At 60.4% G+C, this 13,352-nt stretch carries 11 protein-coding genes and 3 pseudogenes; 4 read left to right on the top strand and 10 right to left on the bottom strand.

Translation table 11 applies throughout. The features are described from left to right. The first annotated feature begins 18 nt into the window (after positions 1-18). The 4 genes from XI02_RS29985 to XI02_RS30000 all read left to right on the top strand — a co-directional run bounded on the left by XI02_RS29985 (position 19) and on the right by XI02_RS30000 (position 3,879). Positions 19-1,212 (top strand): CaiB/BaiF CoA-transferase family protein, encoded by a 1,194-nt coding sequence (locus XI02_RS29985; protein WP_172647610.1) that lies wholly within the window; start codon positions 19-21, stop codon positions 1,210-1,212. Between the two features lie 904 nt (positions 1,213-2,116). Beyond that, positions 2,117-2,518, top strand: a complete 402-nt coding sequence (locus XI02_RS29990) for a hypothetical protein (protein ID WP_028337722.1) — start codon at positions 2,117-2,119, stop codon at positions 2,516-2,518. A gap of 356 nt (positions 2,519-2,874) precedes the next feature. Further along, positions 2,875-3,258 carry a hypothetical protein gene (locus tag XI02_RS29995; RefSeq protein WP_172647609.1) on the top strand — a complete coding sequence of 128 codons (384 nt, stop codon included), beginning with the start codon at positions 2,875-2,877 and terminating at the stop codon, positions 3,256-3,258. A 117-nt stretch (positions 3,259-3,375) separates the two neighbouring features. Then, a complete protein-coding gene (locus XI02_RS30000; RefSeq protein WP_172647608.1) occupies positions 3,376-3,879 on the top strand; it encodes a hypothetical protein in 504 nt (167 codons plus the stop codon). Positions 3,880-4,200: 321 nt separating this feature from the next. On the opposite strand, the pseudogene XI02_RS30005 reads toward XI02_RS30000, so the two are convergent. The 10 genes and pseudogenes from XI02_RS30005 to istA form a co-directional block, all read right to left on the bottom strand. Next, a pseudogene (locus tag XI02_RS30005) lies at positions 4,201-4,986 on the bottom strand (IS66 family transposase); the annotation flags it as partial. Positions 4,987-5,065: 79 nt separating this feature from the next. Next, positions 5,066-6,319 (bottom strand): group II intron reverse transcriptase/maturase, encoded by a 1,254-nt coding sequence (gene ltrA, locus XI02_RS30010; protein WP_194483241.1) that lies wholly within the window; start codon positions 6,317-6,319, stop codon positions 5,066-5,068. 506 nt (positions 6,320-6,825) lie between these two features. Then, the gene (locus tag XI02_RS30015) at positions 6,826-7,638 is read right to left on the bottom strand and encodes a transposase (protein WP_244981083.1); all 813 of its coding nucleotides are present in this window, start codon (positions 7,636-7,638) and stop codon (positions 6,826-6,828) included. 70 nt (positions 7,639-7,708) lie between these two features. Next, positions 7,709-8,056: an IS66 family insertion sequence element accessory protein TnpB gene (gene tnpB, locus XI02_RS30020; protein WP_172647604.1), complete on the bottom strand. Its 348-nt coding sequence runs from the start codon at positions 8,054-8,056 to the stop codon at positions 7,709-7,711. Continuing rightward, positions 8,053-8,448 (bottom strand): transposase, encoded by a 396-nt coding sequence (locus XI02_RS30025; protein WP_172647603.1) that lies wholly within the window; start codon positions 8,446-8,448, stop codon positions 8,053-8,055. Before XI02_RS30025 ends, tnpB (XI02_RS30020) begins: the two co-directional genes overlap by 4 nt. 56 nt (positions 8,449-8,504) lie before the next feature. Then, complete coding sequence (locus XI02_RS44900) at positions 8,505-8,738, bottom strand: hypothetical protein (protein WP_210339748.1); 234 nt, start codon at positions 8,736-8,738, stop codon at positions 8,505-8,507. A gap of 52 nt (positions 8,739-8,790) precedes the next feature. Beyond that, positions 8,791-10,254, bottom strand: a pseudogene (locus XI02_RS30030) (IS66 family transposase). Positions 10,255-10,376: 122 nt separating this feature from the next. Then, positions 10,377-10,634 (bottom strand): IS66 family insertion sequence element accessory protein TnpB, encoded by a 258-nt coding sequence (gene tnpB / locus XI02_RS30035; RefSeq protein ID WP_172647602.1) that lies wholly within the window; start codon positions 10,632-10,634, stop codon positions 10,377-10,379. Positions 10,635-10,639: 5 nt separating this feature from the next. Then, positions 10,640-11,503, bottom strand: coding sequence for an IS21-like element helper ATPase IstB (istB, locus tag XI02_RS30040; RefSeq protein ID WP_172647601.1), 864 nt, complete (start codon positions 11,501-11,503; stop codon positions 10,640-10,642). Further along, positions 11,400-13,002: pseudogene (istA, locus tag XI02_RS30045) on the bottom strand (IS21 family transposase). Before istA ends, istB begins: the two are co-directional and overlap by 104 nt. Positions 13,003-13,352: the final 350 nt, after the last annotated feature.

Raw genomic sequence — 13,352 nt, forward strand, 5'->3', positions numbered from 1 at the left:
TCCCGGAGCCCTTTCACAATGCCCTTTCCGCATGCCTCGGAAGCCCTGTCGCGCTTAACCGTGCTCGATCTGACCCGGGTCCGCTCCGGGCCGACCTGCGTGCGGCAGCTCGCGGATTGGGGCGCCAATGTCATCAAGATCGACGCGCTGACCGAGGATGCCGGTGGCGAGCAGCCGGGCGGCCCCCGGCGAGGTTCCGACTTTCAGAATCTGCACCGCAACAAGCGGGCCATGACGCTGAACCTGAAAGACGAGCGCGGGCTCGCCGTTTTCAAGCGCCTCGCCGCCAAGGCCGACGTCGTGGTCGAGAATTTCCGCCCCGACGTGAAGAAGAAGCTCGGCATCGACTATGAGAGCCTCGCCGCGATCAACCCGCGCATCGTCTATGGCAGCATCTCCGGCTTCGGCCAGGACGGCCCCTATCACAAGCGGCCGGGCTTCGATCAGATCGCGCAGGGCATGGGCGGCCTGATGTCGGTGACCGGCGCGCCCGGCGGCGGACCGATGCGGGTCGGCATTCCCGTCGCCGACCTCACGGCGGGCCTGTTCTGCGCCATGGGCATTCTCACCGCGCTCCTCGAGCGCGAGGTCTCCGGCAAGGGCCAGTGGGTGCAGACCTCGCTGCTCCAGGCACAGATCTTCATGCTCGACTTCCAGGCCGCACGCTGGCTGATGGAGAGAGAGGTGGCCAAGCAGGCCGGCAACAACCACCCGACCAGCATCCCGACCGGCGTGTTCAAGACCTCGGACGGCTACATCAACATCGCCACCACGGGCGGGCGGATCTGGGAGCGTTGCGCGCAGGCGATCGGTGCGCCGGAGCTCTTTGGCCATCCCGACTACGCGACGGCCTCTGCCCGCTCAAAAAACCGCGACGCGCTCAACGCCGAGATCGAGAGGTGCACCCTGACGAAGTCGACCGAGACCTGGGTCCGCGCGCTCAACGAGGCCGGCGTGCCCTGCGGGCCGATCTATGCCATCGACCAGATGTTCGAGGACGCGCAGGTCAAGCATCTCGGCATTGCGCAAGACGTGCCGAACGATGAAAACCGCCCCATCCGCCTAGTCGGCCAGCCCGTGACGCTGTCGCGCACGCCGAGCAAGATGGTTGTGCGGCCGCCGGAATTCGGCGAACAGACCGACGAGGTGCTGAAAGAGTTCGGCTTCAGCTCCGACGAGATTGCCAAGCTCAGGGACGCCAAGGTGGTGTGAGCCAGGTCAGAAACAACAATGCCCGGCAAGATTGTCGGGCATCGAAGGGAGTTCGCGCTGCGCAGCTCAGTATTTGCAACAACCGGTGTTGGAGTGAACGCATAGTTGAAGCCGACACGCAGAATATGATTGTGGAAAGCTGACGTCCGCCTGGTCAGCGGTTCCGACGAAGTAAGTCTTACTTCCGAAATGCGTATTCGAGCTTCGCCGACCAATTCCGGGAGAACTTGCACTCGACGCCCGATCGAACCGACTCGGGTATCGATGCTACTCACCGCCGTACCGATTGGAAAGCTGAACGCGCCGAACGGAGTCGTGCCGCCGAGATCCGACCCGAAGACTTGGATTCCAAGGTTGACCGCGGACGAATACTTGAGCTCCCCAACAGCGAGACCACCGGTCGCATACCAGCGGGTCTGCGGACTAGATAGAAATCACCATTTGAAAAAGGTAAGAAGTCCCACAAGAATCCAGAGGGGAGAGAAACTGAACAACAGCGATGCCCAATAATAAAACTCTTTTCGAGTAGTCGCACGCCCACTCATACGCTTACTCCCGCTCACCGATTCACCGTAAAAATACGGTAGTGACCGCCTCCGCCAAGGGATAGGAGTCCTTATATTCAAAAAACTCTTTCACCGCTATTATGTTCGAGCTGCCGTCGACGTTAGTCGACGCCTTACCATTGGCTGGCCTGCATGATGACTTGGCTCATTCTCGCGGCAATTTCGATTTTGATCCTCGCACTGTGCGTCCGGGCGACATATCGATTTGCCTTTCGCGAGGGCCGCGAGCAGGGTTTGTCGGAGTCGTTTCAACTCTACGGAGGTACCCGGCGGGCACTCGATAAGGCTCCCCCACAGCGAGATCCTGATTGAGGTGTCGTTCGCTAAAATTACACGGTATGTCATACAGCGCTGGTGGCGACCGGCTCACACCGTTCGCTTTTGCTGCTGTGGTCTATCTGATCGCCTTGCTGCCTTCGATTGCCGTCATTGCGCATCTTCTGCCTCGGGCAAGGAAACTGTTCATGACAATTTCTACGCGAGCTATCGTTACTGCTGCCGTCGTTATTAATATCATCTCGATTGGCTTGTCTGAGGTGCAGCGAAGGCAATTGGGCTCGACAGCGATAGATGCCACACTCGAGCTGCGTCGAATTGAGCAACAGCGGCTAGCCCAGCAGAGCATTGAGTTGGACCGAACCTACAAATTGATTGCAGAGGTCAACAATCGCATTAGCATGATCCAAGCTCAATTGCTCGGCCTTCAGGCGAGGGCGCAAGCCGTAAATGATGCCAAATAGCTATCAAGTGAGTGCCCTGCTTTTTGATTGGGAGAAGATGGTTCCGGCTCTCATGATCGCCGCGGGCCTCGCGCTGGTGCTGATAGGGTCTATTGCCGCGGCCCGGCACAAGCGATCGGAGAAGACTTGGGAAGACGGGGAAGCTGCAGCGCCGCGCCCCCGGATGGCGCCACTGCCGCGCCTGCTATCCACTCAACGGGACCGGGGCGAGTAAATTGCCATTTTTTCCGTTCTCGTAATTTCACGGAGATGCTTCGCTAAGTTGCATCGTGCTACGAGCAATCCGGGCCGGATACGGGACCACCGGCGCAGGTGTTGATAGACCAAAGTTATTGTTGTTCAAGGGGTGGAAAACAATGCCTTCATTCAAGCTGCTCGCGCCATTTTTCCTTATTTACGCGCTGGGCATACTGGCCACGGCGGGGCACTTCTACCGCAAGCACGAAGGACGCTTAGGTGCACGCCAGACCTTGTGCGTACTTTTTTGGCCGGCTTGGTGGTTCCTGGAGCATAGTGTCCGAGACACTATTGACGTCATTTCAGACGCGACCATAGGAACGGACGAGCGAGCGACACTTTCCTTCGGAGTTGGATTATTTGCGGCAGGACAATTTTTATTCTCTAATTGGGAAATGTGCAGTGGGGTAACATGCACCGGCGTTCTACTGAAAAGCTCTGCCATGCTCTTCCCGCCGGTCGGCGCAACGTATCTGACTTGGCTTATCGCGCAGCTTGCATAGCACTCAGATGACGACACGGATCATGAACACGCCTGAAGAACTTCGGGGCAGACCATTTTCAGGGCACTTGATCCGACGATTCAAAGCCTTTCGTCTACGGACCACTCTGGAAATCCCGTGCCCCCTCTTCAGGACGTGACGACGCGGATACTGAAAATCAACAAATGGCACGCGCTCGCCGCGGTGCTGGTCATATACATCCCGATCGGGCTCTATCTGGACACTCTACCGCCCACCGATCCAACAATAATGTATGGCCCGTTCGAGTACTATGGCGGCTACGCTTGGCGCTACCAGCCATCCGTTTCGCGAGCAATAGCCGATACCGCTGAAGCACCCCATCAATCGCGACTTGAACTGACCGAGGATGGCCGTCCCCTCGGGCCGGCCCACTGCGCGGACATCGAAATTGGAGACATAGGGCACGGTCGGTTTTCCTACCGGAAGGATGATTGGGTTTTTCTCTATTTCTCGACAAGCGACAACAGTAATCCAAACACAAATGGCCGCATATATCGCGCCGTGGAACCGGCAGCTGTTGACCCGTTCCAGTCGATTAGAATTCCTCCGCGTAAGCCCTGGATCTTCTGGCTGCTAGAAAAGATCTATTTTCATTCTTGAAGGTCAATATCGAAGCGAAGCACTAACGGCACCGCTAGAAGCGCGGTATTATGGCGCAAACGCCACAAGCCAAAGAAGCGTGTCACCCCGGCGGGAGCACTTGGCCTAGTTCAAATTTGAAGTCGGCTTGTTTTGAGAAGAGCGATTTGACCGGATCAACGTAAGCGCTGTTCCGAACACACGGGTTCGAGACGTTAGCTGATCTCTATGTTTTTGGTTTGTGGAGAGCTGCCAGCCGTTCGTACGCATCCGGCCAGCACCCCGGCTAGTCGCGCCGGTCTGCCGCGGCGCCTCAGGCAGCGGCCGCTTTGGCTGTTGGGTCGCCTTCCAATTCCACGGGAGCAGGTCGGCGACTCTGTTGACGGGGTGATCTGGAAGCCTGGCCAACACGTCAGCGAGCCAGGCTTGCGGATCAACGTCGTTCATCTTGCAGGTTTCGATCAGGGTATAGACAGCGGCGGCACGATTGCCGCCAGCATCTGAACCGGCGAAGGTCCAATTTCGTCTTCCGATAGCCACACCGCGTAGCGCTCGTTCGGCAGCGTTGTTCGAGAGGCAGATGCGGCCATCGTCCAGGAAGCGGGTGAACGCCGCCCAGCGGTTGAGCAGGTAGTTGATCGCCTTTGCAGTACCGTTGCCTGATGAGAGCAAGGTTCGCTGCTGGCGCATCCAGATTTCGAGATCGGCGACGATCGGCCTCGACTTATCACGACGTGCCGCAAGCCGCTGTTCCGGCGTTTTGCCGTTGATGGTGCGCTCGATCTCGAACAGGATATCGATGCGTCGCACGGCCTCGCTGGCAATCGGCGCCTCTCCAGATTTCGCCAGGTCGAAGAACTTTCTGCGACCGTGGCTCCAACAGGCCGCTTCAAGGATCGGAGCTGGCTTCCTTTGGGCCTTGTAGAGCTGGTTATATCCATCGAAGGCATCGGCCTGCATGAGGCCCACATAGCCGGCAAGATGGCTTTGCGGATGTTCTCCAGCCCGGTTGCGTGAGTAGTAGAACAGGGCCGCCGGCGGATCCGCGCCGCCAAACGGCCGGTCATCGCGAACATAGGTCCAGATCCGGCCGGTAACCGTCTTAAGCTTGGTCAGCACCGGCACCGTCGGGTGAGTAGGCCGGAGGGATTTCACCTCCGGCCTCTCGCAGAACCGGGCGCGAGACTCTCGCCTCACCCGGCTCCCATCAGGCAAGCTTGCCGCCATCGCCGAGTTGCCAATGCACAAAGAGCCTGCGCTTCTCACGCGCGATCTTCTCCAGGAAGAGACGCGCGCGTCCTAAACGGTGATGGAAGCGCTTGTACTTTCGCTTCAGCCAAATAGCTAACGTCTGGTTGATGTAGCGGGCCAAAGGATAAAGCGCTGAGCGCGTGTATTGCCCATAATAAGCGATCCACCCCCTAACCATCGGGTTTAGCTCGCGAGCAATATCGTCCAGCGTCACCTCGGTTCGCCTGCGAAGTTTCAAGCCTCGGACCGTCGCCCGCATGGCGTTCAGCGCTGGTTTGCTGACCGCTGGGGTGAACCCACAGAACATCTTCTGCGAATGCGGCCCCAGGACCGATCGTGGCCGGAAGCAATAACCGAGAAAGTCAAACATGACCGTCTCGCTTTTACCTCGGCGTCGATCATCCTTGCAGTAGACGATCCTCGTCTTCGTAGGATGCAATTCCAGGCGGCACTTCGCCAGCCGAGCCTGGAGCGCTTCGCGAATGCTTTGCGCCTCCATCTCATTCCGACAATGTACCAACCCGTCATCCGCATACCGACACCACCTGAGATCGGGGAACATCCGTGCCATCCAGAGATCAAATGCATAGTGCATGAAGAGGTTGGCGAGGATCGGGCTCACCACGCCCCCTTGTGGGGTACCGCGGCTTCGCTCGATTACCGTTCCATCCTCCTGCACCATCGGCGCTGTCAGCCATCTTTCAATGTAGAGCAGCGCCCATGCGCACGTCACATGTTTCCGGACGGCCCGCAGCAGAAGCTCGTGGTCGATATTGTCGAACAGTGCCTTGATGTCGAACTCCAGAACCCAATCGTACTTCCAGCACCGCTGTCGCGTCACGCCTACGGCATCGAGAGCCGATTTACCGGGTCTGTAGCCGTAAGAATCTGCCAGAAAGATTGCGTCGAGAGCCGGCTCAATCAGTTGTTTGACAACCGTCTGTGCCACGCGGTCTGCCACAGTGGGAACCCCGAGGATCCTTTGGCCGCCACTCTTCTTTGGAATGGAGACGGCGCGAACAGACGGCGGGAAGTAAGCGCCTGAGCTCATTCGATTCCAAATCTTGTAGAGATTGCTCTTCAAGTCGGACTCGAACTGCTCAATCGTCACTCCGTCGACACCGGCTGCGCCACCATTGGATCGCACCTGCAGATATGCTTCGTATACCTCTCTCTTGTCGATGTTGAACGGTTTGCCCGGCTGGTTCACCGTCGTCCTCCTGTTGTCAGTTGCGACGATGGCCAGCCCACCTGATCCGATCCCTTCGCTCCGGCCCCATTACGTCGCTAATACGGATCGGTCCGTCCCAGTGCTCCGCGTCGGTAATCTCGCCTCGCGGTCTTCTCCGCTTGTGCTTCTCCCTTTCCATCGGAGCGACTGGTTCCTGCAGTTCCGCGGCAGCGCCTGCATCCGATTCACGCCCCCTCAACGCCGGTCGCCGCCCGCCCGGTCTTCAGGCTTCCGGCGGGCTCATCCCAGAGGGACGACACACCTCTGGTTTTGACGACGGTTTCCACGTTACGACGGTTCATCGGCGGGTTCATTTTCATTCGACTCTCGGACGCCTATCCGTTCGGGTATTCCCGACCCTTAGCTTCAACGCTCACGACCGCGCCTCTTAAGCGAAGCCGCTTGAAGTGATTTGAGACCTACTCCTGAAAGTCGATCCCGAGGGGCCTACCCTCATCGCTGCCACAGCTTGTGCACACAGATTTTCAGATCATCTCGATCATCCTTTCTGTGTGCTTCTGCAGCACACTATCGTCGGCGTGGATGCGTTCCGCGCTCATGATATGGATCCGGATCGCCTCAATAATGGGATCGAGCGCCACCACGCAGGCGCCGACCCGATCCGCCAGGGTCGAGACATCTATCTCGACCCCTTCGCGGGCATACGTCTTGCTCTGCCGGTTCAATGGCTGATGCAGCAGGAACTTGTTGACCAGCACCGTCGCCAGCAGGTTCGGCCCGGCAAAGCCTCGTGGGATCGGATGGGAGGGTGCCGGCGCTTCTGTGATCGCCTCGCAATCCCGGCAGGAGAACTTTTCGCGGACATGCTCGATAATCTTCCAGCGCCGCGGCTCGCATTCCAGGGTCTTCGAGACCACCTCGCCGAGCTTGTGCAGCCGCTGGCTGCCGCACTTACCACATGCGCAAGGCGCGGGTTCGACGGCGCGCTCGACCGGCAGATTGTCCGGCAACGGACGTCGCGGCGGCCGTGGATTTTGCGCGCGCTTCTCCTTGGCGGCCCCTGGCGCGGCGAGTTCGGCCTTGGTTTCCTGTTCGGCCTGCGTCTCTTCGAGATCCTCGATGGCAAGATCGAGCTGTTCGACCAGCAGCTTGCCGCGTTCGGAGGATTGCCCGAACTGTTCGCGCCGTGCCTTGGCCAGCATCAGCTTCAGCCGCTCGATTTCCAGTCGACCGACGGTCACTTCGCTCTTCGCCAGCGCCAGTTGTTCGCGCTGCGCAAGGATCATTGCGTGCGCAGCGGCAAGGTCGGCGGGAAGCAGATCGGAAGGCGTTGTCACGAGGGCAACTCAATCATATTCGCCGCCAAAATTCGCGACCGATCTCCCTCGTGAGTCAATAAGCCACAGCTTAACCGGAAGCCTGCGGACGCCAGGTTGCCTGCGGCATCCGCCAGTCAATTCTGGACAGGAGATAGGATAGTTGCGCAACGCTGATCGTCACAACGCCGTCCGCCCGCGATGGCCACAAAAAGCGGCCGCGCTCCAACCGCTTCGTGAACAGACATGCGCCCTGGCCATCATGCCAAATGATCTTGATCAGGTCGCCGCGGCGGCCCCTAAAAACGTAAAGATCACCAGCGTGCGGATCCCGCTTCAAGCTCTCCTGAACCAGACGCGCAAGGCTCGGGAAGCCTCGGCGCATATCGGTATGGCCGGTCGCAAGCCACACCCGCACATTACCCGGTATGGCGATCATCGGCGCTCAAGCACCTCGAGGACCCGCGCCAGCGCCTCCGGGTCGACGTGCGCATCCACCCGGATGCGTCGCCGGTTGCCAAGATCAATCTCGATCAATCCAGTACGCGCGGACGCTACGGAGCGCACCCGGCCGTCACCCGCAGGCAAAAGCTTCGGAGCTTCCTCCACCTCCGTAGCGACGATCTGCACCGGCGCAAAAGATGGTACAACCTGCTCTGATGTCCGTGCTTCTCGACGCCAGGTAAACACCAGGCTGGCTGCGACTCCATTGCGGCGCGCAACCTCAGTCACCTTCGCGCCCGGCACCAACGTCTCCTCGACAATCCGCGCCTTGTCGTCCTGCGACCAGCGCCGCCGCCGCTCCAGTCCGCCCAAAACCTCGACCCGCATCGCCTGATGACCTTAAAGCTAGACTTAAGGCTACACGCTTCGCGAATTACCTCGCGTCACGCAAGACGGCGCCCGTCGGATGCGTACAGCCGTTCCGCCTCAGCTAGTGCCGCAGTCTTGGTTTTAAAAGGACCAACGTCGTGTTCTTGCGTGTCGGGCAGCCAAGCAGGCAAGAACCACCAACCGCCCGGGCGATAACTCGTGCTGTTCCTAATCGACCCGATGTGATCGGCTGTAAACCAACCGGGATCTACCCCGTCCTGTTGCCACACGATGTTCTTGTCGTTCACTGGCGCGCCTCAAGAATGTTGGCTCGTCGTTTTTCTTCGCTCAGGCCGGATTCTAGCCGTTTCCGTAGGCCCATGGCAACAAACTGACGAGTTGGCGGTTCGGGTGACCGTTGACGATCCTGGTGAGCACATCGGTGATGTAGGCCAGCGGATCAATGTGATTCAGCTTGCAAGTTTCGATCAAGGAGGCGATGACGGCCCAGTGTTGGGCACCGCCCCGTCAGAACCTGCGAACAATGCGTTTTTCCGATTGAGCGTGATCGGGCGGATCGAGCGCTCGACAGTGTTGTCGAGCTCGATATGGCCATCTTCGATGAAGCGCGTCAGGCCTTGCCAGCGTGAGAGCGCATAACGGATGGCATCGGCCAGCTTAGCCTTTTGGCTGATCAAACCGAGTTTCGTTCGCAGCCATTTTTCGAATGCGTCGGCGAGCGGCCGGCTTTTCTGTTGTCCATCGAGACGTCGCTCCTCGGCGCTGCGACCACGGATGTCCTTCTCGATGGCATAGAACGCGGCGATATGCTTGAGCGCCTCCGCAATAGGCGCGGGACCGGGGGCGGCAAGTTAGTAGAAGTTGCGCGGCATGTGCGACTGTGCGACCAGCAGAATGCAAGCTGAACGTCGCCACGCTCGGCCAGCTTGCCATAGCCAGCATAGCCTCGACCTGCAGGATCCCCTTGAAGCCTGCCAGATGGGCGATCGGTCGATCGGCCTTGCGATCGGGGGCATAGACATAGGCGGCGCCCGGTGGATCGGCACCGCCCCGCGGCCGGTCATCCGCCGCATAGGCCCAGAGCTGGCCGGTCTTGGTACGCCCGCGGCCGGGATCGAGCACCGGCATCGTCGTCTCGTCTGCGAACAGCTTTGGCCGTTGCCTGAGCTTGTCGAGGAGGCGCTCATGCAACGGACGCAGGTGGAAGGCTGCTTGCCCCACCCAGTCCGCCAGCGTCGAACGATCGAGCTCAATGCCCTGGCGGGCGTAAATCTGCGCCTGCCGGTAGAGCGGCAGGTGATCGGCATATTTGGACACCAGCACCTGGGCGACGGTGGCATCGGTTGGCAATCCGCCCTCGATCAGCCGGGCCGGGGCCGGCGCCTGCATGACGCCGTCCTCGCAAGCCCGGCAGGCGTATTTGGGACGCCGGGTCACGAGGATCCGGAACTGCGCCGGGACCAGGTCCAGCCGCTCGCTTCGATCCTCGCCGATCCGGTGTAACTCGCCCTGGCAACAGGGACAGGTCTTGCCCTCGATGTCGACGACGACCTCGATCCGCGGCAGGTGCGTCGGCAACGCGCCACGGTTGCCGCGGCGCGTGCGAGCCCGTGCCTCACGGCCTTCAGGTGCGCTGATGTCCTGCGCTGTCTCGCTGTAGGCTGCGACCTGCTCGACGTCTTCCAGGCCCAGCAGCATCTGATCTTCAGGCAGCGTCTCTGCCCGCCGGCCAAACCGATGCCGCTGCAATTCCTTGATGATCTGACGCAGTCGTTCGCTCTCGCACCGCTCGGCAAGCAGCATCGCTTTCAGCGTCTCAGGATCGTCAGGCAGGGCGTCACTCACACCCAATTCAGAGCATATTCGCCGCCATCTGGCGACACGTCCCACGCTCTTGATTCACTTCGCCGCAGTGCCGCTAACAACTATCCCGCTTGCGTTGGCGCCGGCGTCTCCCGCGCCTCATGCACAAGCCGCCAGTCGAGTCCTTCCAGCAGCGCAGACAATTGCGCCGCCGACAGACGCATCACGCCGTCCTCGACCTTCGGCCAGCGGAAGATCCCATCCTCGAGCCTTTTGGTGAACAGACACAGACCCGTTCCGTCCCAAAACACCAGCGTGATCCGATCCGCCCGCTTGGCCCTGAACACATAGACAGCGCCCGAGAATGGATCTGCCCGCATGCTTGTCAATCGGCTTGCAAATTTGACCCCTCATCGGCGTCCAATTTTGACCCCTTCGGGCGGCGGGGTTTGCTGGTAGCGCTCGTCTCGTCGGAGCTGGTCGGGATAGCGGAGGCGAGACGAGCGCGGGTGATGTGATCGTCGTCTCGGCTTTTGAATCGCCAACTGTCGTTGCCGGTCTCGACGATGTCGCAGTGGTGGGTCAATCGGTCGAGCAGCGCGGTGGTCATCTTGGCATCGCCGAACACGCTCGGCCATTCGCCGAAGGCGAGATTGGTGGTGACGATGACGGAGGCGCGTTCGTAGAGGCGGCTAACGAGATGGAACAGAAGCTGGCCGCCGGACTGGGCGAAGGGCAGGTATCCGAGTTCGTCCAGGACGATGAAGTCCATCCGGGTCAGATGCTCAGCGAGCCGGCCCTGACGTCCGCTGCGGGTCTCGGTCTCGAGGCGGTTGACAAGGTCGACCACGTTGAAGAAGCGGCCACGGGCACCGGATCGGATGCAGCTTCTGGCGATTGCGATGGCCAGGTGAGTCTTGCCGGTGCCCGTGCCGCCGACCAGGACGACGTTGCGCTGCTGAGCGATGAAGCCGCCGCCGGCAAGATCATTGACGAGCGTCTGGTTGATCGGCGTTCCGTCGAACTGGAAGTCGGCGATATCCTTGGCGAGCGGCAGTTTGGCGATGGTGAGCTGGTACTTGATCGAGCGAGCCTGCTTCTCGTTGATCTCGGCGTTGAGTAGGTCGCCGACGATGCGCTGAGGTTCATGCTGTCGCTTGATGGCGGTCGCCATGATCTCGTCGAAGGCGGCCTTCATGCCGTAGAGCTTGAGCTCGCCCATAAGGTCGAAGATTTGAGTTCGTTCCATCAGCTGGTCCTCCGGAGGTTGTCGTAACGGGCACAATCGGCGATCGGCGCATGGCGGAGCGTCAGTGCGGCCGGCGTCATGATGTTTGCCGGTGGAGCGGGTTCGCGTTGCCTGGCCAGGATGTTAAGCACGACGTCGGCGGAGTGGACGCCGTGGCCGAGCGCTTCGGCACAGGCGGCTTCCACCGCCGGCAGACCGTCGGTCAGCACCGCGTTGAGGATGTCGACCATCTGCCGATTGCCATCGTCGGTGCTGGCAAGCCTGCGACGGATCCGCTCGATCGCGGCCGGCAGCACCCAGTCCTTGAAGGGAGCGCCATTGCGCAAGGCGCCGGGTTTGCGAGCGAGCACCGGCACATAATGCCAGGGATCGTAGGTCGTCTCGCCGCGTCCGAAGGATCGTGGGTGCTCCGCGACGATGCGCCCATCCTGACGGATCACGATGCGGTCGGCATAGGCCTGAACCTCGACCGGGCGCCCGACTGCGCTGGCTGCGACCGAGTATTTGTTGTTGTCGAAGCGCACCAGACAGGTCTTCGAGACCGACGCCGTCACCGCATGGAACCCGTCGAACCGGCCGGCATAGGGAACGAGCTTGGGGCGTTCGGCTTCGAACACCTCCCAGATCGTCTGGTCGGCCAGCTCCGGATGGCGATGTGCCTTGGCGTAGGCGATGCATTTGTCGAGCAGCCAGGCGTTCAACTCGTCCAGGTTTTTGAACCGCAGCCGCGGCGTGAAGAAGCGCTCCCGGACCAGCCCGACCTGGTTCTCGACCTGGCCCTTCTCCCAGCCCGAGGCCGGCGTACAAGCCACCGGGTCGACCAGGTAGTGGCTGCACATCTGCAGGAAGCGGCGATTGTAGAGGCGTCCTTTGCCGACGAAGATCGTCTCCACCGCAGTCTTCATGTTGTCGTAGATGCCGCGACTGCAGGTGCCCTTGAACAGGGCGAACGCCCGGTCGTGGGCGTCGAACACCATCTCCTGCGTCTCCCGCGGATAGGCCCGCACGAACAGCATGCGGCTGTGGCAGAGGCGGACATGGGCGGCCTTGACCATCACCGTGGTGCCGCTCAACAGCACCACCTCGTGGCTCCAGTCGAACTGATAAGCTTCGCCTGGCGCAAAGCTCAGCGGGACATAAGCCGCAGCCGTCGATTGCCCGCGCTCCTTACCCCACTGCCGGGCGTAACGCCGCACCGCATCGTAACCGCCGTCATAGCCGCGGCCGCGCAGCTCCTCGAAGATCCGGATCAACGTCAGCTGTTCACGTGTGGATTTGACCGCGTTCGCCGACAGCAACCCGTCGAGTTCCGATGCCCATCGCCCCAGCTTTGGCCGCGGCTGCACCGACCGCTCGTACTCGAACGAAGTCTCGCCCGACCTCAGCACCTTCCGGACCGTGTTCCGAGACACCTTCAGGTCGCGGGCGATCTCCTTGATCGTTTTGCCCTTGATGAAGTGCTCGCGCCGAATCCGCGCAATCGTCTCCACGACCAGCATCCCCAACCACCTGCTTCATTCCAAAGCAGGCAGCGCAACAGACCTATCTGTAGGGGGTCAATTTTGGACGCCGATCCCCCGGCTTAGGGGGTCAATATTGCAAGCCGAATGACACCCGCGCGCATGCATCAATCAGGCGGTCCTCGTCGTATGCGTACGAAGCGCTGTCGCGTTACGCTGGTCGACCCCGAGTCAAATAATCGAACCGGTGCCTAGGTTCGAAACCTGGCGTCCCGTGTTGGTGTATTTCAAATCGATTTCGGAAAGTGAGTTTTCGAAATTGCTCTCGTTGTTGTCAACGTAGACCTTAAGGAGGCAGTCATCGAAAGGCCCCGACTGCTGGCTGTCCA

This window comes from Bradyrhizobium sp. CCBAU 21365 (genome assembly GCF_015291305.1).
In the GTDB taxonomy this organism is placed as follows: domain Bacteria; phylum Pseudomonadota; class Alphaproteobacteria; order Rhizobiales; family Xanthobacteraceae; genus Bradyrhizobium; species Bradyrhizobium elkanii.